The organism is Rhodococcus sp. MTM3W5.2 (assembly GCF_001984015.1).
In the GTDB taxonomy this organism is placed as follows: Bacteria; Actinomycetota; Actinomycetes; order Mycobacteriales; family Mycobacteriaceae; genus Rhodococcus_G; species Rhodococcus_G oryzae.
In genome coordinates this window covers 4,972,655-4,997,656 of the sequence record NZ_CP019572.1, presented here as the reverse complement: position 1 = coordinate 4,997,656, position 25,002 = coordinate 4,972,655, and the positions used below count along the sequence as shown (strand labels likewise).

Sequence of the window (25,002 nt, the reverse complement as noted above, 5' to 3'; positions counted from 1 at the left end):
CTTCCGGCGTTCGTGCGTACTACAGCTTGACGAGCGTCTTCATCGCCCGGTCGACCTCCCAGAAGGCCCGAATCGACTGCAGCTTGCCCTCGTCGTTCACCCGGTAGATGAACACTCCTTCGGCATCGATCTGGTTGCCAGCCACGACGGACCGGATGCTGCCGATGTAGACCATCTCGTCACCGCACTGCAGGGTGTCCCTGATGTCGAAGACGAGCGACTCGGTGTTCGCGATGGTCATGTCGTAGAAGCGGGCGATGGCCTCGCGGCCGTGGTGGCCCTTGCCCTCGGGGTCGAAACCCGAAGGGCCGACCGGGTCCTCGACCCAACCGTCCTCCGCGAACAGCGCCAGCCACTCCTCCTTGCGCCTGCCGCTCGCGGCGGACTGGGACGCGCGCGACGCGATCCGGACGGGGTGCTCCGTCGTGGTGTCGGTCATGACGCTCCTCCCGTGATGTGGTCGGCCGCGAACTTGCGCAGCGAATCCTGCTTGGCCTCGAGCGGGCCGTCGAACGGAATGCCGTCGAAGATCCACGGCACCACGATGGAATCGGTGATGCCCGCGCCTGCCAGTTCGGCGTAGCCGTCCTTGCCGAAGCGGTCGATGCACACGGCCTGCAACTCGAAAGGCTGATCCGCGCGGTCGTATTCGGCCCGCAGATCATCGAGCTTGCGCTTGGTCTCGACCAGGTCCTTGAACTTCATCATCGCCGAGGTCCAGCCGTCGCCAACCCGGGCCGCCCGGCGCAGCGCCACGTCGGTGTGACCGCCGACGTAGAACGGCACCGGCTTGCTCGGCGCGGGGCTGATCTGCAGCCGGTCGAAATCGTAGAACTCTCCGTGGAACTCGACCATGCCGCCCGCGAGGGTCAGCTTGATGATCTCGATCATCTCGTCGACGCGGGCGCCGCGCTTCTTGAACGGCACGCCGCACCACTCGAACTCCTCAGGAGCCCAACCGATCCCGACACCGAATCCGAACCGGTTCCCGGTCAGGTTCGCAACGGACCCGACCTGCCGCGCGAGCAGCAGCGGGTTCCTGGACCCCAGCTTGAGCACGTTCGTGTAGAAGCCGATGGTGGAGGTGGCCGCGCCGAGAGCCGCGGCCGCGATCAGTGGATCCACCCACGGTGTCTCGGCGTTCCACATCCGGGAGCCGTCGGGGGTGTACGGGTAGTCCGCCGCCGCCGTCTCCATGTAGAACAGCGAGTCCGGCAGGGCGATGTTGGCGAACCCGCACTCCTCTGCGGTCTGCGCGAGCGGGATGAGTTGGTCGAGCGGACTCATCGCGATGCCTACGGTGAACTTCATGCTGATCTCCTACTCGAGCTCGTCGGATTCGTCGGGCTACTCGGGCGCGTCAGCACCGACGACCCACATCGAGAAGTATTGTGAGCCGCCGCCGTAGGCATGTCCGAAGGCCTTGCGGGCATCCTGGATCTGGTGGTCACCGGCGCGGTTCATCACCTGCATCGCGGCCTCCGCGAAGCGGATCATGCCGGAGGCGCCGATCGGGTTGGACGAGAGCACGCCGCCGGAGGCGTTGACCGGGAGGTTCCCGTCGCGGGCGGTCTCGCCTGCCTCGGTGAGCTTCCAGCCGGTGCCCTCCGCCGCGAATCCGAGGTTCTCCAGCCACATCGGCTCGAACCAGGAGAACGGGACGTAGATCTCGGCCGCGTCGATCTCCTTGAACGGGTCGGTGATGCCCGCGTCCTTCCACAGGGCGGCAGCGGCGTCGCGTCCGGCCTGCGGGTTGACCTGGTCGCGCCCGGAGAACGTGGTGGGCTCGGTGCGCATCGCGGTCGCGTGCACCCACGCCACCTGACGGCCCCGGGAGATCATCGACTTCGCCGAGTCCTCGTCGCCGATCACGATGGCGCAGGCGCCGTCCGAAGACGGGCAGGTCTCGTCGAAACGGATGGGGTCCCACAGCATCTGAGAAGCCTGCACCGACTCGAGCGTGATGTCGGGCTGCTTGAGGTGGGCGTACGGGTTGATGCTGCCGTTGAGCCGGTCCTTGACCGCGACCATCGCGCCGATGTGGCTGGGCGCGCCCGAACGGCGGATGTACGAACGCACGTGCGGCGCGAAGTAGCCGCCCGCTCCCGCGCCGACCGGCATCGTGAAGGGCACCGGGATCGACAGCGCCCACATGGCGTTCGACTCGGACTGCTTCTCCCAGGACACCGCCAGCACGCGCTTGTGCACGCCTGACTTGACCAGGGAGGCCGCAACGACGCCCGTGGACCCGCCGACGGAGCCCGCGGTGTGCACGCGCAGCAGCGGCTTGCCGACGGCGCCGAGCGCATTCGCCATCGCCAGCTCCGGCATCATCGAGCCCTCGAACATGTCGGGGCCTTGCCGACGACGACCGCGTCGATGTCGTCCCAGCTGACCTCGGCGTCGGTCATGGCGCGGTCGATGGCCTCGCGGACCAGGCCGGACATCGTGACGTCGGTCCGCTTGGCGACGTAGTGGGTCTGGCCGGTGCCGAGTACCGCGGCCTTGTGCTTACCACCCATGATCAGTTACGTCCTTCCATGACCGCGACCAGGTTCTGCTGCAGCGCGGGACCGCTGGTGGCGTGTGCCAGGGTGCGGCCGGCCTCGCCGGTGTGGATCTTGCGGGCGGCGTGACCGATCCGCTCGAGGCCCGCCGAGAAGAGCGGGTTGCCCGAGAGCGGGCCGCCGGACGGGTTGACGGTGACGGACTCCGAGAGCCCGATCGCCTCGGCCAGGATGAGCTCCTGGTGGCTGAACGGTCCGTGCAGCTCGGCGACCTCGATGCCGCCGAGGTCGCCGCCGGTGGCGGCGCGTGCCGCGGCCGCGGTGGACGGGGAGGTGGTGAGGTCACGCCCGCCGAGGGCGGGGGAGTCGATGATGTGGTCGAAACCGGTGATCCAGGCGGGGTTCTCGCACATCTCGCGGGCGCGATCGCCTCGGGCCAGCACGATCGCCGAGGCGCCGTCCGTGATCGGCGCGCAGTCGTGCGCGCGGAGCGGGTCGGCGATGAACGGCTGCGCGAGCAGCGATTCGATGTCGTAGTCGCCGGAGAGCTGGCTGAGCGGGTTGTCCTTGGCCGCCCTGCGGCTGCGCACCACGACCTCTGCCATCTGCTCGGGCGTCCACTTGCCCGCGTCGAGGCCGGCGCGGGCCTGCAGTCCCGCGACCGAGACCGAGTCGGGCCACAGCGGGGCGACCAGGTACGGGTCGAGCTGCATGGCGAGGACCTGGCGCAGGTTGCCTGCGGAGGACTTGCCGAAGCCGTAGACAAGGGCCGTGTCGACCTCGCCGGTCATGATCTTGATCCAGGCCTCGTACAGGGCCCAGGCCGCGTCCATCTCGACGTGCGACTCGTTGATCGGCGGCACGGCGCCGATCGAGTCGACCGCGGAGATGAACGAGAAGGCGCGTCCGGCGAGGTAGTCGGACGAACCCGAGCACCAGAAACCGATGTCGGACTTGGTGATTCCGAGGGTGGAGTAGAGCTCTTGGAAGATGGGGACCAGCATCTCGACACCGTTGGTGGTGCCTGTGGTCTCTCGACGATGGGGGCCTGCGCGAAGCCGACCACTGCAATCTCTGTCACGGGGGTGGCCTCTCTACAGGTGCTGCTTGTAGGTGTCGTACTCGGCGTCGGGCTCGCCGGTAGGACGGAAATGGGAGATCGATTCGAGCGTGTAGCCGCGCTCCTCGCGGGGACGCCAGACGGCCTCGACGCGCAGGCCCATGCGGACGTCCGCGGCGTCGATGTCGAGGATCAGGTGCTGGATCGCGATGTCGGCGCCGTCGAGCAGGATGTACGCCGCGACGTACGGCGGCTTGATGCGCTGACCGAGGAACGGCACGTTGACGATGCAGAACGTGGTGACGGTGCCGCGGTCGGAGAGTACGACCTGTTCCTTGGTCGGGATGCCGTCGGTGGGGTTGGCGCCGCGCGGGGGCACGTAGACCTTGCCGTTGGCGTCGGTCCGCCCGCCGAGGATCTTGCCCTCGACCAGTCCGCGGAGGTAGTAGCTCTCCTCGGCGGAGGCGGTGTGGGTGTACATCATGTCGACCGGCGTGGTGATGATGGTGACCGGTTCGGCGTCGGAAGGTGTTGCGGCGGTGGTGGTTCCGTCGCCCTCGCCCGGTGCGAAGGAAGCGATGTCCTTGATGTTCCCGACGGTCTCGTCGGCCCAGCGGATGTGCACGCGCATGCCCGTGCTCATCTCGTCGGGGGAGGAGACGTCGACGGCGTGCAGGAGCGAGGTGTCGGCGCCGTCCAGCTTGATCAGCGCCCACGCGAACGGGCGGTCGAGGGGCTGGCCCTCGATGGGCTCGGGCATCCACGTCCACGACTGGACCGTGCCGACCGGCGACACCTCGACGAAGTCGGTGAGCGGCTCGGCGGTCACCGGGTCGTACTCGGCGGGCGGCACGTGCACCCGGCCGTCCGACCCGCGAACGCCGACGACGCGACGCTCACGCAGCCCGTTCACGAAGGCACCGATGGTCGGTCCGACCGAGCGCGTGTAGTCGAACGCCATGCGCAGCGGGGCGCTCAGCGGCCGCTCCTGGCCCGCCGAATCTGGTTCTAGTTCCAGTGAACTCTTCCTCATGGTCACAAAGTCGAGTAGAACAGGTTCTTATTCCACTAGCAATAGTGAGTTCTGATCACCACGGATATGGAGGCAGTCGATGAAGCTCGGGTTGCAACTTGGGTACTGGGGCGCGCAGCCCCCGCCAACGCTCAGGAGTTGGTGACCGAGGCCGACACGGCGGGATTCGACGCGGTCTTCTCGGCCGAGTCCTGGGGCAACGACGCGTTCACCCCGCTGGCCTGGTGGGGCTCGAGCACCGAGCGGATCCGGCTCGGTACCTCGGTGGCGCAGCTGTCCGCACGTACGCCCACCGGCGCCGCCATGCACGCTCTGACCCTCGACCACCTCTCCGGCGGCCGCGCGATCCTCGGCCTCGGCGTCTCCGGTCCGCAGGTCGTCGAGGGCTGGTACGGCCAGCCCTTCCCGAAGCCGCTGGCACGGACGCGGGAGTACGTGTCGATCGTCCGGCAGGTGCTCGCGCGGGAGGCCCCGGTGACCAACGACGGCCCGCACTACCCGCTGCCGTTCCGCGGCGAGGGTGGCATGGGGCTCGGCAAGCCGCTCAAGCCGATCACCCATCCGCTGCGCGCTGACCTGCCGATCTGGCTCGGTGCGGAGGGGCCGAAGAACGTCGCGCTGACCGCCGAGATCGCCGACGGCTGGCTGGCGATCTACTACACCCCGCGCCTGGCCCCGATGTACAACGAATGGCTCGACGAGGGCTTCGCGCGTCCGGGCGCCCGGCGCAGCCGCGAGGACTTCGAGATCGCGGCCACCTGCCAGGTCGTCATCACCGACGACCGCGCGGCGGAGATCGCGAAGCTCAAGCCGATCACCGCGCTGTACGTCGGCGGGATGGGTGCGGCCGAGTTGAACTTCCACGCTCAGGTCTACACCCGGATGGGCTACGGCGAGGAGGTCAAGGAGATCCAGAATCTCTTCCTGTCGGGCCGCAAGGAGGAGGCGGCCGCGATCGTCCCGGACCAGATGGTCACCGACACGATGATCATCGGCAATGTCGACGAGGTGCGCACCCAGGTCAAGCAGTGGGAGGAAGCGGGCGTCACCATGCTGCTGGTGACCTGTCGGAGCGTCGAGCACATGCGCCAGCTCGTTGAGGCGGTCAACCCCGCCTGATGTGAGCGGAACACGTTCCAGAATCGGGCCCCGGATCGCCGATCCGGGGCCCGATTCGTCGGACGGGTCAGCGGGTGTCTCGGTCCGCCCCGGTCGCCAGGTCGTCGCAGTCGACCCGCCGCACGAGGCCTGCGTGCTCACGTAGGTACGGGAGGGCGCCCAGATCGCCCGTCGCCGTCCTCGACACCGCAGCCCAGTGCCCGCGGGCCATCACGACTGGGTGGCCCGGGTCGGCCCCGTAGAAGGCCCGGGCGAGCCCGCTCTCGGTGGCGGCCGCGGCGGCGATGACCCGGGCGACGGCATCGGCGTGGACGTCCGGCAGGTCGACCAGGTGTACGGCGGCGTAGTCGGCATCCGGATCTCCTGAGGCGGCCGCGAGGCCTGCCCGCAGCGAGGCGCCGACCCCCTCGCGCCAGTCGGGTGCGTAGACGGCCTCCGCGCCGTCCGGCACCGCGGTGTCCGCCGCGCCCAGCACCACGATGACCCGGGAGCAGCCCCCGCCCCACAGCGCCGCCACCGCGGATTCCAGCCAGGCGCCCCGATCCGCCAGGACCTTCGGCATGCCGTACCGGCTGCCCTGGCCCGCGGCAAGCAAAACCCCGACGACTCGGTGCTGTGTCGTCGGGGTCTGCATGTCGTTGCCGGGGATGGTTGCCGCTATTTGCCCTGGAACTTCGGGGCGCGCTTCTCGGCGAACGAGCGCGGACCCTCCTTGGCGTCGTCGCTCCGGAACACCTCGGCGCCGATCTCGGCCTCGAGCTTGAAGGCGTCCTCCTCGTGCATGCCCTCGGTGACGCGGATGGTCTTGAGGATCGCCTGGACGGCGATCGGGCCGTTGGCCGCGATCGCGTCGGCGATCTCGAGCGCCTTGGTGAGCGCCTGTCCGTCCGGGACGACGTGGCCGATCAGGCCGAGTTCCTTGGCCTCGGGTGCCGGGACGTTGCGGCCGGTCAGCAGGATCTCGGCGGCGACGGTGTACGGGATCTGGCGGACGAGGCGGACCGCGGAGCCACCGAGCGGGAACAGGCCCAACCGGGCCTCGGAGACGCCGAACTTGGCGCTCTCACCCGCGACCCGGATGTCGGTGCCCTGCAGGATCTCGGTGCCACCGGCGATGGCCGCGCCCTCGACCGCGGCGATCAGCGGCTTGGTCAGCCTGCGGCCCTTGAGCAGCGCAGGCAGCTTGGTCAGGTCCATGCCGCCCTTGACGAACTTGTCGCCGGGGGCGTTCTTGTTCATCGCCTTGAGGTCCATGCCTGCGCAGAACGTGCCCCCTGCGCCGGTGAGGATCGCGACCCGGATGTCGGGATCGGCGTCGACCTGGTCCCAGGCCTGGGTCATGATCGCCATCATCTCGCCCGACAGGGCGTTGCGCGCCTCGGGGCGGTTCATGGTCACGATGAGGACGTGACCGCGCTTCTCGACGAGGCAGTGAGCGGACTGTTCCGAAATGTCGGAAATCTCGGCTGTGGTGGAGGACACTCTCGGCTCCCGATATCGTGTGAGTTGAGTCTCACATTGGCTCTTGCCAGAAACGGTAACACGTTCTACTTTATGGGCGTGGCCCTAAATATCGCAGACTTCGTCGAGCACTCCATTGACCTGAATCCAGAGCGGGTGGCGCTGCTGGACAGCGACCGCGAGATCACCTATGCGCAGCTGGAGGAGCGGACCAACCGCCTCGCGCATTACCTGCAGGATCGCGGTGTCAAGCCGGGTGACAAGGTGGGCATCTACAGCCGCAACACCATCGAGGCCATCGAGGCCATGGTCGCGGTGTTCAAGGCCCGTGCGGTGATGGTCAACGTGAACTACCGCTACGTCGAGAACGAGTTGCAGTACATCTTCGAGAACTCGGACATGGCCGCGCTCATCGTCGAGCGCCGGTACGTGGACAAGGTGGCCAACGTGCTGCCGAACACGCCGCTGGTCAAGTCTGTGATCGTCGTCGAGGACGGCACCGATCTCGACTACGCCGAGTTCGGCGTCGAGTACGAGAAGGCCCTCGCGGAGAGCTCGCCCGAGCGCGACTTCGGCGAGCGCAGCCCCGACGACATCTTCATGCTGTACACCGGCGGCACCACCGGATTGCCGAAGGGCGTCATGTGGCGTCACGAGGACTGGTGGCGTGTGCTCGGCGGCGGCGTCAACTTCGTCACCGGTGAGCGCGTCGAGGACGAGTGGGAGCTGGCCAAGGTCGGCGCGGCGAACCCGGCGATGGTGCGGTTCCCGATCCCGCCGATGATCCACGGCGGCTCGCAGTCCGCGGTGTTCCACAGCCTCTTCGGCGGCGGCACCCTGGTGATGCACCCCGAGTTCGACGGCCACGAGGTGTGGCAGGTCATCGACCAGCACAAGGTCAACCTCATCTTCATCACGGGCGACGCGATGGCCCGACCGATGCTCGACGCGCTGAAGGCAGGCAACCCGAAGACCGGTGAGCCCTACGACCTGTCGAGCCTGTACGTGATGGCCTCCAGCGCGGCGCTGTTCTCGCCTGCACTCAAGGACGAGTTCCTCGACCTGCTCCCGAACCGCTACATCACCGACTCGATCGGTTCCTCCGAGACCGGTTTCGGTGGCCTGTCCGCCGTCACCAAGGGCGCCACCCACACCGGCGGCCCCCGGGTGAAGATCGACGCCGCGACCGTCGTGCTCGACGACGACGGCAACGTGGTCGAGGCCGGCTCGGGCAAGGTCGGCCTGCTGGCCCGCCACGGCCACATCCCGCTCGGCTACTACAAGGACGAGGTCAAGACCGCCGCGACCTTCAAGACGTACAACGGCGTCCGGTACTCGATCCCCGGCGACTACGCCACCGTCGAGGAGGACGGCACGGTCACGATGCTCGGCCGCGGCTCCGTCTCCATCAACAGCGGCGGCGAGAAGATCTACCCGGAGGAGGTCGAGGGCGCGATCAAGACGCATCCCGACGTCTTCGACGTCCTCGTCGTCGGTGTCCCGGACGAGCGTTTCGGTCAGCGAGTGGCGGCGGTCGTCGCCACTCGTGACGGCGCCCGCCCGAGCCTCGCCGACGTGGTGGCGGCGTCCCGCAAGGAGATCGCCGGCTACAAGGTGCCGCGCAGCATCTGGTTCGTCGACGAGATCAAGCGTTCGCCTGCGGGCAAGCCCGACTACCGGTGGGCCAAGGAGCAGACCGAAGCGCGCGAGGCCGACGAGAACTACAGCAACGGAAACTCCTGATGCGTAACGCGCTCGCCGACAAGTTCGGCATCCAGTACCCGATCTTCGCGTTCACCCCGTCCGAGCACGTGGCGGCTGCGGTGTCGCGGGCAGGCGGACTCGGCGTGCTGGGCTGTGTGCGGTTCAACGACCCGGAGGAGCTCGAGGCCGTCCTCACCTGGATGGACGAGAACACCGACGGCAAGCCGTACGGCGTCGACATCGTCATGCCTGCCAAGATCCCGACCGAGGGCAAGGCCGTCGATCTGGACAAGCTGATCCCGGCCGAGCACCGCGCGTTCGTCAACCGCACGCTCGAGGAGCTCGGCGTGCCGCCGCTGTCCGACGATGTCGAGCGTGCGACGGGCACCCTGGGCTGGCTGCACTCGGTGGCCCGCGCGCAGGTCGACGTCGCGCTCCGGCACCGTCCGGCTCTGATCGCCAACGCGCTCGGGTCGCCGCCGAAGGACGTCATCGACGAGGCGCACGAGCACGGCGTGCCGGTCGCGGCACTGGCGGGCGCGGTCGGTCACGCACTGAGTCACGTGGCCAACGGCGTCGACATCGTCATCGCCCAGGGCTACGAGGCGGGTGGCCACACCGGCGAGATCGCCTCGATGGTCCTGGTGCCCGAGATCGTCGACGCGGTGGGCGATTCCGCCACCGTGCTTGCCGCGGGCGGCATCGGCAGCGGTCGGCAGATCGCTGCGGCGATGAGCCTCGGCGCCTCCGGCGTGTGGATGGGTTCGTACTGGCTGACCGCCGCGGAGTACAAGCTGGGCAGTGCGGCAGATGGCACGTCCGCAACGCAGCGTGCGCTGCTCGCGGCGACCTCGAGCGACACCGTCCGCTCGCGGATCTACTCGGGTAAGCCTGCCCGCCTGCTCAAGACCAAGTGGACAGAGGCCTGGTCCAAGCCCGGCGCTCCGGACGCGCTGCCGATGCCGCTGCAGAACCTGCTGGTCGCCGAGGCGCACCAGCGGATCGTCGCCTCGGAGGATCCCGAGGTGGTCGCGATGCCCGCAGGCCAGATCGTCGGACGGATGAACGAGATCCGGCCGGTCGCCGAGTCGATCACAGAGCTGGTCGCCGAGTTCGACACCACCGTCGCGCGACTGAGCAAGCTCACATAGGTGCGGCGCCCGCGGGCGTCGGACAGCTAGGCCACACACGGAGGCCGGGTACGAATTCGTACCCGGCCTCCGTGCTGTCTCCGGAACCGCCCGAGGAGCTCTGGGGGACCAGTGAACGACGTCTAGGTGTTCAGCTCGGCGTCGAGCTTCGCCCGCAGCTCCGGGGTCACGGGTTCGAAGTCGATGCCACCGGGCGCGCGGTACCAGACCGGGTCGGCGCAGTGCCAGCGCTCGGCGCTGAGGGTGCGTCCGAGGACCTTGTAGGTGGCCGTGCGGGGCAGGTCCGCGCAGACCCGGACGAAGCTCGGCACCTGCTTCGGTCCGAGATCCGGCTGGGCGCCGAGGAAGTGGGAGAAGTCGGCGATGTCGAAGTCGCTCGTCGCCACCAGTGCGACGGCAACCCGGTCGCCGACCTCGGGGTCGGGAACCCCGTACGCGGCGACCTCGCCGACGTGAGGATGCCTGCCGAGGATCTGCTCGATGGGCGCGGTGCCGAGGTTCTCGCCGTCGACCCGCATCCAGCCGGAGCTGCGGCCTGCGAAGTACACGAAGCCCTCCGCGTCCCGGTAGCCCAGATCGCCGCTCCAGTACTGGCCGTTCCGGACCCGCTCGGCCTCGGCCTCAGGATTCTTGTAGTACCCCGCGAAACTCCCTGTGCCCGCGGTGTTCACCAGCTCGCCGGTCGCGACATCCGCGTTGACGATCCGCCCGGCGGCGTCGAACTCCGCGGCGGGGCACGGGACCCCGGTGTCCGGGTCGAGCACCTCGATGCCGGCGGGGAGCAGTCCGAGGGCGCCGACGGGGGTGCCGGGGCTCCGCGGGATCAGCACGCCGCCCTCGGTGGAACCGAACCCGTCGACCACCCGGACATCGAACCGGCGCCCGAACTCGGCGATCGAGGACGGGGATCCCTCGTTGCCGTAGAGCACCTTCAGTGGGTTGTCCGCGTCGTCGGCCGCCTCGGGGTGGCCAGCACGTAGGCAAGGGGTTTGCCGACGTAGTGCGCATAGGTGGCGCCGAACCGCCGGACGTCCGGGATGAACTGGGACGCGGAGAACTTGCGGCGCAATGCGAGATCCGCGCCGACGGCGACGGCGACCGCCCAACAGGCCATCACCGCGCCCGAGTGGAACATCGGCATCGAGATGTAGGCGGTGTCGGCGGCCGACAGCCCGAACCGATCGGCGAGCATGATACCGGGCCCGGCCACCATGCGGTGGGTCACCTGGACCGCCTTCGGATTCCCACTGGTGCCGGAGGTGAAGATCAGCATGAACAGGTCGTCGCCCGCGGGAGCCGGCGTCGGCAGGGCGCTGTCGCGGTGCGCGGCAAGCAGTTCCGGCCAGTCGGGGCCGTCGATCGTGATTACGCGAACGCCGCCCAGGTCGAGGCCGTCGAGCAGGGCGCGACGCTCGGTGTCGGTGACCACAACTTGGCAGTCGGCGCGCGCGATGTCGCCCGCGAGCGCCTCGCCGCGCCGGGTGGTGTTCAGACCCACCACGACCGAACCGCCCAACGCCGCGGCTCCGAGCAGGAGGGAGAACTCGGGAACGTTGTCCAGCAGCACCCCGACGTGTCGGGGTGCTGCCGGATCGAACAGGGCCGCAAGGCCCGCCGCCAGACCGGCGCTGAGTGCGAGGTGTTCGGACCAAGGAATTCTCTTGTCCTCGAACAGAATTCCGTGGTCGTCGTCGTCTCGAAGCCGGAGCAACAGATCGGTGACGGTGGGCATCGCGGTCGTCATGTGTGCAGCCTAGGTTCAGGCAGGCACGTCGGCGAGGATCTGTCCCAGCCTGCGCAACTGCTCGGTGGCCGAGCCCAGCGCGAACTCGTTGTGCTTGGCAGCCAGGAAGTACCGGTGCACCGGGTGGTCGCGGTCGAGGCCGACGCCGCCGTGGATGTGGATCACGGTGTGTGCGACGCGGTGGCCCGCATCGGCCGCCCAGAACTTCGCGGTCCGGACCTCTTCCTCTGCAGGCAGGTTCTCGCTGAGCCGCCAGGCGGCCTGCCACAGCGTGGACCGGACACCCTTGACGTCGATAAAGGCGTCGGCGAGGCGCTGGGCCACGGCCTGGAAGCTGCCGATCGGACGGTCGAACTGGACCCGCTCGCGCGCGTACTCCGCGACCAGTTCCAGGGCCCGCTCCAGGGTGCCGAGCTGGGTCGCGCTCAGCGCGACCGCGGCGCGGGCCAGGATCCAGTCCACGATCTCGGCGCCGTTCTCGGTGCTGCCGAGCAGCCGGTCCGCTCCGACCTTGGTGCCTGCCAGCTCGACGATCGACTCGGCGCTGAAGTCGGTGACACGCTGGCGGTCGATGGTGACCCCGGCATCGGACGGCTGCACCAGGAACACCGCGACACCCTCGGGGTGGTGGCGGGAACCAGGATCAGGTCCGCGAAAGCGGCCGCGGGCACGGTGATCTTGGTGCCGGTCAGCAGCCACTCGTCGCCGCTGCGGACCGCCGTGGTCACCGGCTTGGCCGGGTTGTCGTTGAGCTCCTCGGCGAGGGCGACGGTCAGGACGACCTCGCCCGCTCCGGCGCGCTGCGCCCACTGGCGCTGGGCGTCGTCACCGAACTCGGCGAGTGCCGACGCGGCGAGGACGATCGAGGACAGGTACGGCACCGCCGCGAGCGGCCGGCCCAGTTCGCGCAGCACGCTGCACTGTTCGAGGATGCCGAAGCCGCCGCCGCCGACCGACTCGGGCAGCGCAGCCGCGAGCACGCCCGCATCGGCGAGGGCCTGCCAGAGCTTGTCGTCGAAGCGGTCCTCGGCGGCGTCCAGTTCGCGCAGGCGGTCGTTGGTGGTGAGCTTCTCGGCGATGCTCCGGGTGAGTTGTTCGAGGTCCTGCTGGGCCTCTGTGTGGCTGAAATCCATGATGTTCCTTTGACTCGCGCGGTCAGCGCAGGATGGGGCCGGGGTCAGCGCCTGGTGGGCGGTGGTAGTCACCGCTTGGCGGGCGGCTGGCCCAGCGCCGTCATGGCGAGGATGTCGCGCTGCACCTCGTTGGTGCCGCCGCCGAAGGTCAGGATCAGGGCGGAACGGTGCCAACGCTCGAGGCGGCCGCGCACGGCGACGCCCTTCGAGTCCTGCCGCAGGTATGCCAGGGGGCCGAGGACCTCCATGAGCAGTCGGTACGCCTCGGTGGCGAACTCGGTGCCGAAGACCTTGCATGCCGACGCGTCGCCCTTGCTCGGGGCCTCCGCGGAGGACACCTCCCAGTTCAGCAGCTTGAGGTACTCGACCTTGGCGTGCACCCGGGCGAGGTTGATCTGCACCCATTCCTGGTCGATCACGCGACGGCCGTCGGCCAGCTTGGTGTTCTGCGCCCACTCGATGGTGTCGCGCAGCGCGCCCTGGATCTGCGCGGCGGAGACCAGCGCGACCCGTTCGTGGTTGAGCTGATTGGTCATCAGCCCCCAGCCACCGTTCTCCTCGCCGACCAGTGCGGACGACGGGACACGCACGTCCTGGTAGTACGTGGCGCTGGTGTCCGGACCGGCCATGGTGTGCACCGGGGTGTAGGAGAAGCCCTCGGCGGTCGTCGGGACGATCAGCATGCTGATGCCCTTGTGCTTCTTGACATTCGGGTCGGTGCGGACGGCGAGCCACACGTAGTCCGCGTACGCGATCAGGCTCGTCCACATCTTCTGGCCGTTGATGACGTAGTCGTCGCCGTCCTTGACCGCGGTGGTCCGCAGGCTGGCCAGGTCGGTGCCCGCGCCGGGCTCGGAGTACCCGATGGAGAAGTGCACCTCACCCGAGGAGATCTTGGGCAGGAAGAACTTCTTCTGCTCCTCCGAGCCGTAATGCATGATGGTCGGCGCGACGGAGTTGATCGTGAGGAACGGCACCGGGGCGCCTGCGATCGCGGCCTCGTCGGTGAAGATCAGCTGGTCGATCGGCGACCGCTCCTGTCCGCCGTACTCCTTGGGCCAGCCGAGCGTGAGCCAGCCGTCCTTGCCCATCTCGCGCACGACGTCGCGGTAGACGGTGCCCGAGCCGTACTCGCCGGTCTGGGCGTTGAGCGCTTCGCGACGCTCGGGAGTGATGAGCTTCGCGAAATAGGCGCGCAGCTCCTCCCGCAGCTTCTGCTGCTCGGCGCTGTAGGTGATTTGCATCGGTACCTCTCCGGTCTCTGACACAGGTTCTAGTCTGTTTTGGTGCCGTTATCTGGTTGCGATCGGCCGAGCTGGCGAGACGCACTTTCGGCCCGTCACTATGGGTTTTTCGCATCATTGCACAGGAGTGGAACGGGTTCTAGTCTTATGCTGGATCTGCCCGCGGGTCCAGCCCATAGACACGCGTGCCGCAGACGTCGATTCGAACGAGAAGTGAGGTTCATTCATGGAGGTCAAGGTCGATAGGGATCGCTGTGAGGCGAACGGTGTCTGCGTCGGCATCGCGCCGGACATCTTCGATCTGACGGACGATGACGAACTGGTGATCACCCAGCCCGGTGACGACGCCGATTCGGTGGCCAAGTTGGAGGAGTCCGTCGCCCAGTGCCCGCGCGCTGCGCTGACCCTCGAGCGCTAACTGTTCTTGCCGGGAATAAGAACACGTTCTAGAGTGAGCGCCGTCACGGATGTGACGGCGGAACCCGCTCCGGGGGCCGCATCGAAATCACGAAGGCAGTGGTGAGTTTGACTAGTCGCGAGGTAAGTCTGGACGGCAAGGTCGCAATCGTGACCGGTGGAGCGTCGGGTCTCGGCAAGGCCGAGGCGATCGGCCTCGCCAAGGCGGGCGCGAACGTCGTCATCAACGATCTGGTGGCCAACGAGAACGCCGATGCGGTCCTCGACGAGATCCAGACCCTCGGCGGCAAGGCGGTGTTCATCCCCGGCGACATCGGCGAGCGCGCCACCGCCGACGCGTTGATGGAGGCTGCCCAGCAGGCCGGCGGCGTCGACATCGTCGTCAACAACGCGGGCATCGTGCGGGACAAGATGCTGTTCAGCATGTCCGACGAGGACTGGGATCTCGTTCTCAAGGTCCACCTGCGCGGCCACTTCCTGCTGTGCCGCAACGCGGCGGTGCACTGGCGCGCCGAGTCGAAGGCGGCGGGCGCACCGGTCTACGGCCGTCTGATCAACACGTCGTCCGAGGCCGGCCTGCTCGGCCCGGCCGGACAGCCGAACTACGGTGCGGCCAAGGCGGGCATCACCGCCCTCACCCTGTCCGCGGCGCGCGGCCTCGAGCGCTACGGCGTTCGCGCCAACGCGATCTGCCCGCGCGCACGCACGGCGATGACCGAGAACGTCTTCGGTGACGCCCCCGAGGACGGAACCGATCCGCTCTCGCCGGAGCACGTCGTGAACCTGGTGTCGTACCTGGCTTCGCCCGCGGCCGACGCCATCAACGGTCAGGTCTTCATCGTCTACGGGCCGATGGTCGCGCTCATGGCCGCGCCGGTCGTCGAGCAGCGATTCGATTCGCCCGATGCTGTGTGGACTCCCGAGGGTCTCGCGGATTCGCTCGGCGGCTACTTCGACGGGCGCGATCCGGCTCGGATGTTCGCGGCGACCGAAGCGGTCAAGTCGCTCGGCTGACCTGCACGTTCGGCCCTACCTGAGAAACGTGCGAATTTCGGCACGCGGGTAGGCCGGCTGGGTGAAGATGATGGCCGGGGTGGGTTTGAGCTGCCCCGACGGCAATGAGTACGTGTTCTAGATTTCCGCACGTCCGGGTGGGGTGGGGACGAATCCCGGAGTGGTCGCGGCACGAGCCCGAGTGGCCGAACGAGCGTGGGGGAAAGCCTTCGCACTTGTGTGGATACTCGGTGTCGTGGTCGGTGGCCATCGGGACTCACCAGGCACGTGATCGATGAAAGACAAAGGGAGTCAACGTGGCCGGAGGTCGCATGCTCGGAGCCCCGCTCCTGGCATGCGGCACCGGCCACCGAACCCGCCGGCCGGGCCCCGCTGAACGCGGGTGCCCAGCCGCCGGGTCCGCCCTCCCGGTGGTACGAGTTGACCAGCACCGATGCGTCCGGAGGGGAACACCTTTGACAGGTGAACACGTTCTAGTTAGTATGACCTGGATCACAGGCATCCGGGGGATCTCGCATCTCCTCCGCGGTGCCCTGCGCGAGAACACTGACGAGGAGGCACGATGGATGACCTCCTTCTGGTGCCGCTGCGCGCCGTGGGCGGCTTCTTCGCGATGGCGGGGGAGACCTTCAAGGCGATGGGCAAGCGGCCTTTCCAGCGCCGTGAATTCGTAGACCAGGCCTGGTTCGTGGCCCGGGTGTCAATGGTGCCGACTGTGCTCGTCGCCATCCCGTTCACCGTGCTCGTGGTCTTCACGATCAACGTCCTGCTGCGCGAGATCGGCGCCGCCGACCTCAGCGGCGCGGGAACCGCGCTCGGCGCGGTCACCCAGGTGGGGCCGATGGTCACCGTGCTGATCGTCGCCGGTGCGGGCGCCACCGCGATCTGCGCCGACCTCGCCGCGCGAACCATCCGCGAAGAGATCGATGCGATGAAGGTGCTCGGCATCAACCCGATCCACCGACTGGTGGTGCCTCGGGTGCTCGCCTCGACGGTGGTCGCCCTGCTCCTCAACGGGCTGGTGTCCACCATCGGCATCGTCGGCGGCTTCGTATTCTCTGTCTTTCTGCAGGACGTGAACCCCGGCGCCTTCATCAACGGGATCACCCTGCTGACCGGTTTCGGTGAGCTGATGCTCTCGCAGCTCAAGGCCGGTTTGTTCGGCATGATCGCGGGCCTTGTCGCCTGCTTCCTGGGGCTCAACGTAAAGGGTGGCGCAAAGAGTGTGGGTGACGCGGTGAACCAGACGGTCGTCTTCGCGTTCATGGCGCTGTTCGTGGTGAACGTTCTCGTCACCGCCGTCGGTGTCAAGCTGACGGCGGGGTGACGGGATGGCATTCGCACTGACAGGGCGTTTCCGTGGGACCAGGAAGCGGATCAGCAAGTTCTCCGGTTCGATCGACGGCATCGGTGATCAGGCGCTGTTCTATTGGCGGGCAGTCGCCTCGGCCCCGCGCGCGTTCATCCACTACCGGAAAGAGACGATCCGGCTGATCGCCGAGATCAGCATGGGCACCGGCGCGCTCGCCGTGATCGGTGGCACCGTCGTGATCGTCGGCTTCCTGACCCTCTTCGCAGGCGGCACCATTGCCGTGCAGGGCTTCAGTTCCCTCGGCAACATCGGCGTCGAGGCTCTGACCGGCTTCTTCGCCGCCTTCATCAACGTGCGCATCGTCGCGCCGGTCATCGCGGGCATCGGGCTCGCGGCCACCATCGGCGCCGGCTCCACAGCACAGCTGGGCGCGATGCGGGTCACCGAGGAGATCGACGCGCTCGAGGTGATGGCGATCCCGTCGATTCCGTACCTGGTGAGCACCCGTGTGATGGCGGGGATGATCGCGATCGTGCCGCTCTACGCGCTGGCCGTGACCGCCTCGTTCATCGCCAGCCGATTCGCGACGGTCGTGATCTACGGGCAGTCGCCTGGCGTCTACGACCACTACTTCTCGACTTTCCTGATACCGACGGACATCCTCTGGTCCTTCGCCCAGGCGATCGTGATGGCGCTGGCCGTCATGCTCATCCACACCTACTACGGGTACAACGCCAGTGGAGGCCCGGTCGGCGTGGGCGTGGCGGTCGGTAATGCGGTGCGTACCTCGCTGATCGCGGTGGTCACGGTCACGCTGCTCATCTCGCTCGCCATCTACGGTGGGTCCGGCAACTTCAACCTCTCGGGATAGCGCGCATGTCTGAACCTGAACCCAAATGGAAGAAGAAGGTCGCCGCGCTGGTGCTCGTGGGCAGCCTGGTCGGCGTCGCGACCGTCGCGCTGACCATGTTCTCCGGTGGCTTCACCGACAGTGAGCCGGTGACGGTGACCGCCGACCGCGCGGGTCTGGTGATGGACCCCGACGCCAAGGTGAAGATGCGCGGCGTGCAGGTCGGCCGCGTCGCCTCCATCGGTCAGGAGGGCGACCAGGCCAAGCTCGAGTTGGCGATGGATCCGGCCTCCATGCACCTGATCCCGTCGAACGCACAGGTGGAGATCAAGTCCACCACCGTGTTCGGCGCCAAGTACGTGAACTTCGTTGTGCCGGAGAACCCGTCGTCGAGCTCGCTGTCGCCCGGCACCACCATCGAGGCCGACTCGGTGACCGTCGAGTTCAACACGCTGTTCGAGAACCTGTCGACGCTGCTGCAGCAGATCGAGCCGGAGAAGCTCAACGCCACTCTCGGCGCGATCTCAGAGGCGCTCAACGGCCGCGGGGATCAGCTCGGCCAGCTGCTGGAGGAGACCGACCAGTACCTGAAGAAGGTGAATCCCGCACTGCCGCAGTTGCAGCGCGACCTCCAGGCCGCCTCGACGGTCACCAACGTCTACGCCGACGTCACGCCGAACCTGATGCGGTTGCTCGACAACGCGACCGCGACCAGCGGCACCATCGTCGACGAGCAGGCGAACCTCGACCTGCTGCTGATGAACGTGACCGGGCTGGCGAACAACGCGAACGGCGTGCTCACCGAGAACGAGGCCAACCTGACGAAGGCGCTGGCGGACCTGCGGCCCACGACCGAGCTGCTGTCCGAGTACTCGCCCGTGATCGGGTGCCTGATCACCGGGCTGAACAAGCTCCGTCCTGCCGCGGAGCAACTCGAGGGTGGTCTGCAGCCGGGCTTCGCGCTGAGCACGAATTTCCAGTACGGCATCGAGCCGTACACCTACCCGAAGGACCTGCCGAAGGTGAACGCCACCGGCGGACCGAACTGCATGGGCCTGCCCGACTTCGATGTGCGGCGTGACGGTAACGCGAACTTCCTCGTCGCCGACACCGGGACGGTGCCGTACGTACCGGCCACGAAGGTGGGCACGAACATGCCCAAGGTCTTCCAGCTGCTGTACGCGGGCGTCTACCCGGAGGGGGGAAACTGATGCGGCCGACCACTGTCAAACTGCTCGTCTTCACCACGGTGATGGCGCTGATCTTCGCCGGCCTGGCGATCGTGTTCAGCCAGTACCGCTTCAGCAGCTCGAACTCCTTCACCGCGCAGTTCACCGATTCGTCCGGAGTGAAGCCGGGTGACAAGGTGCGCATCGCAGGCGTGCCGGTTGGTTCGGTGAAGGGCGTGAGCATCGACAGCGACAACCTCGCCGAGGTCGACTTCAACGTCGACAGCCAGTACGAGCTCTTCAAGAGCACCAGGGCCACCGTGCGCTACGAGAACCTGGTGGGTGACCGGTACCTCGAGCTGCTCGAGGGCGCCGGCTCGATGGAGCAGCTCGACGACGGCGGGACCATCCCGGACGATCAGACCTCGCCCGCGCTCGACCTCGATCTGCTGCTCGGCGGGTTCAAGCCGCTGCTCAAGGGCCTGGACGCTGAACAGGTCAACGACCTCTCCGGTGCGCTGTTGCAGGTGTTCCAGGGGCAGGGCGGCACGCTGGTCTCGCTACTCGGCAGCACCAGCTCCTTCACCAAGACCCTGGCCGACCGGGACGAGCTGATCGGCGAGGTGATCACCAACCTGAACACCACGCTCGGCACGATCAACAACAAGGGCGAACAGTTCTCCACGACGATCGATCAGCTCCAGCAGCTGGTCAGCGGGCTCGCGAAGGACAGTGATCCGATCGGTAACGCGATCCCGCAGATTGCCACCGCCACGGGAGATCTCGCCGAACTGTTGCAGGGTGCGCGGCCGGATCTGCAGTCCACCATCACCGAGACGGGCCGTGTCGCGACCCAGCTCGATCTGGGCCAGGACGACATCAACTGGGTGCTCGGGGCGTTGCCCGAGGCATACAAGAAGCTGATCCGGGTGGGTGCGTACGGCGGGTTCTTCCAGTTCTATACCTGCAGCGTGAGGTTCAAGTTCGACGGCCCGGATGGCAAGGACCTGATGGTGGACCTCCCCACGACCCCGACGCAGACGACAGGGAGGTGTGCGTTCAAGTGACGAAGCCACGCGAAAGAGACCCCGTTCAGATCGGGATCATTGGCCTCGTAGTCGCCGGCTCCTTGGTGATTGCAGGCATGCAGTACGACCAGCTGCCGTTCATCTCCGGCGGCGGCCAGTACACCGCGCATTTCGCCGACGCGGGCGGACTGATGACCGGGGACGATGTCACCGTCTCGGGCGTCAACGTCGGCACCGTCGACAAGGTCGACCTGGACGGCCCGCAGGTGCTGGTCACCTTCACCGTCCAGGACGGGATCGCGCTCGGCGACGAGACGAGCGCCGCGGTCAAGACCAACACCATCCTCGGTCGCAAGTCGCTCAAGGTGACCCCGCGGGCGGCGGGACGCTGCGCAAGTCCGAGACGATTCCGTTGGAGCGCACCAACTCCCCGTACTCGCTCAACGACGCGCTCGGCGACCTGTCCAACACCGTCTCCGACCTCGACACCGATCAGCTCAACAACTCGCTGAACGCGATGTCCGACACGCTCCAGGACACCCCGCCCGAGCTGCGGACCGCCTTGGACGGGGTCACTCGGCTCTCGGCGAGCATCAACTCGCGCGACGAGAGCCTGCGCGAGCTGCTCCATCGAGCTGAAGGCGTGACGGGGATCCTGGCGACCAGGAGCGACCAGATCAACGCCCTGCTGGTGGACGGCAACCAACTGCTCGGCGAGCTCGACCGCCGACGGAACGCGATCAGTGAGCTGATCGTGAACATCTCCGCGGTGTCCCGGCAGCTGTCCGGTGTGGTGCAGGACAACCAGGAACAGATCAAACCGACTCTGGAGAAGCTGAACTCGGTGGTGGCGGTGCTGCAGGAGAACAAGGACAACATCGGGAAGGCCCTCGACGGGCTCGGTCCCTACGCGACCGCGCTCGGCGAATCCGTCGGCAGCGGACCGTTCTTCATGGCGTACGTGGCGAACTTCCAAATCGGCGCCATGACGCAGACCCTGACCGACTCGCTGGTCTGGCCCGAGCACGTGCCCAAGGACCTGCAGCAGTTCCCGCCGCTGTCCGTCACTCCCGTGGATCCGAACCGGTGAGCGCCCCGATGACGGACCGCAAGAAGTGGATCCTGCGCGGTGTTTCCGCCGCTGTGGTGATAGCAGCGCTGGTGGCGGGCACCCTGTTCCTGTTCCCGGGGCTCGGGAAGAACCGGATCACCGCGTACTTCCCCACGACGACCGGCATCTACCCGGGCGACGACGTGCGGGTGCTCGGCGTGACGGTGGGCAAGATCGCCAGCATCGATCCAGAGGGCGACAACGCCAGGGTGGAGATGGACGTCGATTCGGGCGTGGACATCCCGCGGACGCCAAGGCGATCATCGTGGCGCCCAGCCTGGTGGCGGCGCGCTTCATCCAGCTGACGCCGGTGTACACCGGCGGCGAGACGATGGGCGACGACGCCGAGATCCCGGTGGAGCGCACCGCCGTTCCGGTCGAGTGGGACGAGATCAAGGCGGAACTCGCCAAGCTCTCCACCGCGCTCGGCCCGGAGGGCGGCGCCGACCAGGGCTCGCTCGGCCGGTTCATCGACACCGCGGCCGACAACCTCGAGGGCAACGGCGAGAGCATCAACAAGACCCTGCGCGAGCTCTCGGACACCATGCACACCCTCTCGCAGGGCCGAACGGACCTGTTCTCCACCATCCGGAACCTGCAGGCCTTCGTGAACGCGCTGTCCGCGAGCAACCAGCAGATCGTGCAGTTCAGCGGCCACCTCGCATCGGTGTCCTCCGTGCTCGCGGACAACACCGACGAGCTCGGCGTGGCGCTGAGCGACCTCAACGTGGCGATGGGCGATGTGCAGCGGTTCGTCAGCGACAACCGCGCCGGCCTCACCGAATCGGTGGAACGGCTCGCCGATGCCACCCAGGTGCTGGCGCAGAAGCGGCCGGAGATCGAGCGGGTCCTGCACATCGCGCCGAACGCGCTCGCGAACTTCAACAACATCTATCAGCCCGCGGCGGGCTCGCTGACCGGCGTGATCGCGGCGAGCAACGCGAACAACCCCATCAACATGATCTGCGGCATGGTCGAGGCCCTCGAGACCAACGACTCCGCCAAGAGCGCCGACCTGTGCGCGCAGTTCCTGGGGCCGGTGCTGAACTCGGTGAAGATGAACTACCCGGGGATCCTGACGAACCCGACCACGGGCGTCCAGGCCATGCCGGACCAGTTGACCTTCAGTCCTCCGAGCCTGGAGAACCAGATCCCGGCGCGGGCCGCCAAGTCGACGATCAAGCCCATCGCCGGGCCGCTCGCCGGCCTGCCGACGATCAACGTGCCCAAGGATCTCGAGTCCTTGCTCAAGCCGGGAGGTGGCCGATGACACGCACCAGCACCCACCGCCGGGTCGCGATCGGATCGATCGCGTTCGGGCTGACGATCGCCCTCACCGGATGCGAATGGACCGGCCTGAACTCGGTGCCCATGCCCGGCACCGAGGGCAGCGGGGACGGCGCGTACTCGGTGAAGATCGAGATGCCGAACGTGACCACCCTGTCGGAGAACTCGCCGGTGCGGGTGAACGACGTCACGGTCGGCACGGTCGATTCCATCGAGGTGCAGAACTGGCACGCGGTCGTCACCGTCTCGCTGAACGAGGACGTCGTGCTCCCCGCGAACGCGACCGCGAAGATCGGCCAGACCAGCCTCCTCGGCTCGCAGCACCTGGAGCTGGCGCCGCCCGTCGGGATCGCTCCTGAGGGAACGCTTTCCGACGGCGACGTCATCCCGGAGGCGCGCGCGGGCGCCTACCCGACCACCGAGCAGACGCTGTCCTCGCTCTCCGTCGTGCTCAACGGCGGCGGGCTGGCGCAGATCAACGACATCACAAGGGAACTCAACGCGGGCCTGGTCGGCCGCGAGGACTCGATCCGCGATCTGCTGCCGCAGCTCGACCAGCTGGTCGGCAGCCTGGACCGTCAGCGCGGCGATATCGTCACGGCGATGGAGGGCCTGGATCGACTGTCCACCAACGTGAATCAGCAGACCGCGACGCTGACCGCCGCGCTCGACGGTATCCCGCCCGCGCTCGAGGTGCTCGTGGGCCAGCGGCAGAACCTGACCGATGCCCTGATTGCACTGGGCAACCTCAGCGCCACGGCCACGCGGGTGATCAACGAGAGCGGCGACGACCTCAAGGCCAATCTGCACGCGCTGGTGCCGGTGCTCAATACGCTCGCCAACACCGGGAACTCGCTCACGGAGGTGCTCTCGCTCCTGCTCAGCTACCCGTTCGCGCTCAAGAACCTGGACCAGGTGTTCCGGGGGACTACGCGAACCTGATGATGACAATCGACCTGACCGGCAAGCGGTTGGACACCAACTTCCTGACCGGTACCGGCCTCGGCGGCACGCTCGGCGGCATCGAGGGCGCGCTCGGTAAGGCGGCAGGCGTCGCCGGGCAGTCGACGAACCCGCTGCAGAGCCCCGCACCGAAGCCCCCGGCCAAGCCTGCCGCGGCGCCCGCACCGGCCCCGTCGATCCCCGGCCTACCGCAGATCCAGCTCCCCCAGATCCCCGGCCTTCCGCAGCTAGGAGCGCCCAAGCCATGATGCTGTCGAAGTTCGTCCGCGTTCAGTTGGTCATCTTCTCGATCCTCACGGTGATCGGGTTGTCCGTGATGGCGACGCAGTACGTCCAACTCCCCGCCATGTTCGGGATCGGTCGGTACGACGTCACCGTCGAGCTGGCGTCCACCGGCGGCCTGTACCCGCACGCCAACGTGGCCTACCGCGGGACCAATGTGGGCACCGTCGACGAGGTGGTGCTCACCGAGTCCGGGGTGGACGCGAAGCTGTCCATCGCCAGCAAGTACAAGATCCCGGCCGACGTGGACGCGGCGGTCAAGAGCGTGTCCGCGGTCGGCGAGCAGTACGTGGACCTGATCCCGCGCGAGGATTCCGAGCCGTACCTGTCGGACGGGGATGTCATCCCCGAGGACCGGTCCTCGGTGCCACAGGAGGTCGGTGCGCTGCTCGATCAGGCCAACACCCTGGTCGAGAGCGTCTCCAACACCCAGCTGAAGCTGGTCGTCGACGAGGCCTTCAAGGCATTCAACGGCACCGGCCCCGAGCTGCAGCAGCTCATCGACTCGGCGCGGCTGTTCGTCCAGGAGGCGAACGCGAACTCCGACGCGACCCTGCAGCTGATCGATCAGATCGGCCCGCTGCTCGACACCCAGGTGGTCAGCAGCGACGCGATCCGGTCCTGGACCAAGAACCTGGTGACGTTCTCCGATCAGCTGCGCGCCAGCGACCCGGACCTGCGGGCCATTCTGGAGAAGGGCCCCGGCACCGCCGCGGAGGCCAACGCGCTGTTCCAGGACCTGAAGCCGACGCTGCCACTGCTGCTGGCGAACCTGGTGAGCGTCGGCGAGGTCGGGGTGATCTACAACAAGAGTCTCGAGCAGATCCTGGTGCTGTACCCGCCGATCACCGCGGGGCTGGCGACCGCCGCGTTCCAGGGGCCCATCGAGGAGGGCGCGATCGTGAACTTCGCGCTGGAGGTCAACGACCCTCCGCCGTGCACCACGGGCTTCCTCCCTCCCGACCAGTGGCGATCGGGCGCCGAGGTGTCCACGCCGGACACCCCGCCGGACCTGTTCTGCAAGGTGGCGCCAAACGATCCCAGCACCGTGCGCGGCGCCAGGAACAGCCCCTGTATGGAGTTCCCCGGCCGCCGGGCGCCGACTCCGGAGGAGTGCCGCACCGGGTATGTCCCGCTGGGCAACAACCCGCCCAACGGGCCGATCATGCCGCCGAATGTACCCTCGTACACGACAGTTCCCAGCTCCTATGACGAGTCGGTGGAGGCGCCGGTGACGGCGCGGCCCTACGACCCGAAGACGGGCAAGTACACCGGCCCCGATGGCCGGCTGTACACCCAACCGGCATTGGCGTCGGGGGGCTCGTCCGGAAAGGAGTCGACGTGGCAGACGATGATGACCGGTCAGCAGAGCTGACCAACGCGAACAAGCCGGCTCCCCGCAGGCGCGCGAGC

15 protein-coding genes and 8 pseudogenes are annotated in these 25,002 nt (G+C 67.7%); 13 read left to right on the top strand and 10 right to left on the bottom strand.

What is annotated here, in order from left to right:
- Positions 1–19: 19 nt before the first annotated feature.
- The 5 genes and pseudogenes from BTZ20_RS22725 to BTZ20_RS22705 form a co-directional block, all read right to left on the bottom strand.
- Complete coding sequence (locus BTZ20_RS22725) at positions 20–439, bottom strand: nuclear transport factor 2 family protein (RefSeq protein ID WP_077042900.1); 420 nt, start codon at positions 437–439, stop codon at positions 20–22.
- Entirely contained in the window at positions 436–1,311 is an 876-nt protein-coding gene (locus tag BTZ20_RS22720; RefSeq protein WP_077042899.1) for a TIGR03619 family F420-dependent LLM class oxidoreductase, read from the bottom strand. The genes BTZ20_RS22725 and BTZ20_RS22720 overlap by 4 nt, the downstream gene beginning before the upstream one ends.
- Positions 1,312–1,347: 36 nt before the next feature.
- Positions 1,348–2,522 (bottom strand): annotated as a pseudogene (locus BTZ20_RS22715) (thiolase domain-containing protein).
- 2 nt (positions 2,523–2,524) lie between these two features.
- Positions 2,525–3,588: pseudogene (locus BTZ20_RS22710) on the bottom strand (thiolase domain-containing protein).
- Positions 3,589–3,601: 13 nt separating this feature from the next.
- Positions 3,602–4,600 carry a Zn-ribbon domain-containing OB-fold protein gene (locus BTZ20_RS22705; RefSeq protein WP_077043917.1) on the bottom strand — a complete coding sequence of 333 codons (999 nt, stop codon included), beginning with the start codon at positions 4,598–4,600 and terminating at the stop codon, positions 3,602–3,604.
- 79 nt (positions 4,601–4,679) lie between these two features.
- Between BTZ20_RS22705 and BTZ20_RS22700 the strand changes: the two are divergent.
- Positions 4,680–5,719, top strand: a pseudogene (locus BTZ20_RS22700) (LLM class F420-dependent oxidoreductase).
- Positions 5,720–5,786: 67 nt separating this feature from the next.
- Here BTZ20_RS22700 and BTZ20_RS22695 read toward each other — a convergent pair.
- Positions 5,787–6,353: an NTP transferase domain-containing protein gene (locus BTZ20_RS22695; protein ID WP_077042898.1), complete on the bottom strand. Its 567-nt coding sequence runs from the start codon at positions 6,351–6,353 to the stop codon at positions 5,787–5,789.
- Between the two features lie 23 nt (positions 6,354–6,376).
- Positions 6,377–7,201, bottom strand: coding sequence for a crotonase/enoyl-CoA hydratase family protein (locus BTZ20_RS22690; protein ID WP_077042897.1), 825 nt, complete (start codon positions 7,199–7,201; stop codon positions 6,377–6,379).
- 78 nt (positions 7,202–7,279) lie between these two features.
- Between BTZ20_RS22690 and BTZ20_RS22685 the strand changes: the two genes are divergently transcribed.
- Positions 7,280–8,923 (top strand): acyl-CoA synthetase, encoded by a 1,644-nt coding sequence (locus tag BTZ20_RS22685; protein ID WP_077043916.1) that lies wholly within the window; start codon positions 7,280–7,282, stop codon positions 8,921–8,923.
- Positions 8,923–10,035: an NAD(P)H-dependent flavin oxidoreductase gene (locus BTZ20_RS22680; RefSeq protein WP_077042896.1), complete on the top strand. Its 1,113-nt coding sequence runs from the start codon at positions 8,923–8,925 to the stop codon at positions 10,033–10,035. Before BTZ20_RS22685 ends, BTZ20_RS22680 begins: the two co-directional genes overlap by 1 nt.
- A 122-nt stretch (positions 10,036–10,157) precedes the next feature.
- Here BTZ20_RS22680 and BTZ20_RS22675 read toward each other — a convergent pair.
- The 3 genes and pseudogenes from BTZ20_RS22675 to BTZ20_RS22665 form a co-directional block, all read right to left on the bottom strand.
- Positions 10,158–11,779 (bottom strand): annotated as a pseudogene (locus BTZ20_RS22675) (long-chain-fatty-acid--CoA ligase).
- Between the two features lie 15 nt (positions 11,780–11,794).
- Positions 11,795–12,912: pseudogene (locus tag BTZ20_RS22670) on the bottom strand (acyl-CoA dehydrogenase family protein).
- A gap of 68 nt (positions 12,913–12,980) precedes the next feature.
- Complete coding sequence (locus BTZ20_RS22665; RefSeq protein WP_077043915.1) at positions 12,981–14,156, bottom strand: acyl-CoA dehydrogenase family protein; 1,176 nt, start codon at positions 14,154–14,156, stop codon at positions 12,981–12,983.
- A gap of 226 nt (positions 14,157–14,382) precedes the next feature.
- Here BTZ20_RS22665 and BTZ20_RS22660 point away from each other — a divergent pair, with 226 nt between their 5' ends.
- The 10 genes and pseudogenes from BTZ20_RS22660 to BTZ20_RS22615 all read left to right on the top strand — a co-directional run bounded on the left by BTZ20_RS22660 (position 14,383) and on the right by BTZ20_RS22615 (position 24,964).
- On the top strand, positions 14,383–14,574 hold the full coding sequence (locus BTZ20_RS22660; protein ID WP_077042895.1) for a ferredoxin: 192 nt from the start codon (positions 14,383–14,385) through the stop codon (positions 14,572–14,574).
- 98 nt (positions 14,575–14,672) lie between these two features.
- Positions 14,673–15,587 carry a 3-oxoacyl-ACP reductase gene (locus tag BTZ20_RS22655; protein ID WP_077042894.1) on the top strand — a complete coding sequence of 305 codons (915 nt, stop codon included), beginning with the start codon at positions 14,673–14,675 and terminating at the stop codon, positions 15,585–15,587.
- A gap of 562 nt (positions 15,588–16,149) precedes the next feature.
- On the top strand, positions 16,150–16,914 hold the full coding sequence (locus BTZ20_RS22650) for an MlaE family ABC transporter permease (RefSeq protein ID WP_077042893.1): 765 nt from the start codon (positions 16,150–16,152) through the stop codon (positions 16,912–16,914).
- A gap of 4 nt (positions 16,915–16,918) precedes the next feature.
- A complete protein-coding gene (locus tag BTZ20_RS22645) occupies positions 16,919–17,770 on the top strand; it encodes an MlaE family ABC transporter permease (RefSeq protein ID WP_077042892.1) in 852 nt (283 codons plus the stop codon).
- Positions 17,771–17,775: 5 nt separating this feature from the next.
- Positions 17,776–18,960: an MCE family protein gene (locus tag BTZ20_RS22640; protein WP_077042891.1), complete on the top strand. Its 1,185-nt coding sequence runs from the start codon at positions 17,776–17,778 to the stop codon at positions 18,958–18,960.
- A complete protein-coding gene (locus BTZ20_RS22635) occupies positions 18,960–19,985 on the top strand; it encodes an MCE family protein (RefSeq protein WP_077042890.1) in 1,026 nt (341 codons plus the stop codon). The genes BTZ20_RS22640 and BTZ20_RS22635 overlap by 1 nt, the downstream gene beginning before the upstream one ends.
- Positions 19,982–21,036 (top strand): annotated as a pseudogene (locus BTZ20_RS22630) (MCE family protein). Before BTZ20_RS22635 ends, BTZ20_RS22630 begins: the two are co-directional and overlap by 4 nt.
- A gap of 8 nt (positions 21,037–21,044) precedes the next feature.
- Positions 21,045–22,327: pseudogene (locus tag BTZ20_RS22625) on the top strand (MCE family protein).
- Positions 22,324–23,555 (top strand): annotated as a pseudogene (locus tag BTZ20_RS22620) (MCE family protein). Before BTZ20_RS22625 ends, BTZ20_RS22620 begins: the two co-directional pseudogenes overlap by 4 nt.
- A complete protein-coding gene (locus BTZ20_RS22615; RefSeq protein ID WP_077042889.1) occupies positions 23,552–24,964 on the top strand; it encodes an MCE family protein in 1,413 nt (470 codons plus the stop codon). The pseudogene BTZ20_RS22620 and the gene BTZ20_RS22615 overlap by 4 nt, the downstream one beginning before the upstream one ends.
- Positions 24,965–25,002: the final 38 nt, after the last annotated feature.

What these genes read in the sequence shown, in the direction of transcription:
- BTZ20_RS22725 (WP_077042900.1), bottom strand. Translation starts at nt 439, where the DNA reads ATGACCGACACCACGACGGAGCACCCCGTCCGGATCGCGTCGCGCGCG.
- BTZ20_RS22720 (WP_077042899.1), bottom strand. Translation starts at nt 1,311, where the DNA reads ATGAAGTTCACCGTAGGCATCGCGATGAGTCCGCTCGACCAACTCATC.
- BTZ20_RS22705 (WP_077043917.1), bottom strand. Translation starts at nt 4,600, where the DNA reads ATGAGGAAGAGTTCACTGGAACTAGAACCAGATTCGGCGGGCCAGGAG.
- BTZ20_RS22695 (WP_077042898.1), bottom strand. Translation starts at nt 6,353, where the DNA reads ATGCAGACCCCGACGACACAGCACCGAGTCGTCGGGGTTTTGCTTGCC.
- BTZ20_RS22680 (WP_077042896.1), top strand. Translation starts at nt 8,923, where the DNA reads ATGCGTAACGCGCTCGCCGACAAGTTCGGCATCCAGTACCCGATCTTC.
- BTZ20_RS22665 (WP_077043915.1), bottom strand. Translation starts at nt 14,156, where the DNA reads ATGCAAATCACCTACAGCGCCGAGCAGCAGAAGCTGCGGGAGGAGCTG.
- BTZ20_RS22660 (WP_077042895.1), top strand. Translation starts at nt 14,383, where the DNA reads ATGGAGGTCAAGGTCGATAGGGATCGCTGTGAGGCGAACGGTGTCTGC.
- BTZ20_RS22650 (WP_077042893.1), top strand. Translation starts at nt 16,150, where the DNA reads ATGGATGACCTCCTTCTGGTGCCGCTGCGCGCCGTGGGCGGCTTCTTC.
- BTZ20_RS22645 (WP_077042892.1), top strand. Translation starts at nt 16,919, where the DNA reads ATGGCATTCGCACTGACAGGGCGTTTCCGTGGGACCAGGAAGCGGATC.
- BTZ20_RS22640 (WP_077042891.1), top strand. Translation starts at nt 17,776, where the DNA reads ATGTCTGAACCTGAACCCAAATGGAAGAAGAAGGTCGCCGCGCTGGTG.
- BTZ20_RS22635 (WP_077042890.1), top strand. Translation starts at nt 18,960, where the DNA reads ATGCGGCCGACCACTGTCAAACTGCTCGTCTTCACCACGGTGATGGCG.
- BTZ20_RS22615 (WP_077042889.1), top strand. Translation starts at nt 23,552, where the DNA reads ATGATGCTGTCGAAGTTCGTCCGCGTTCAGTTGGTCATCTTCTCGATC.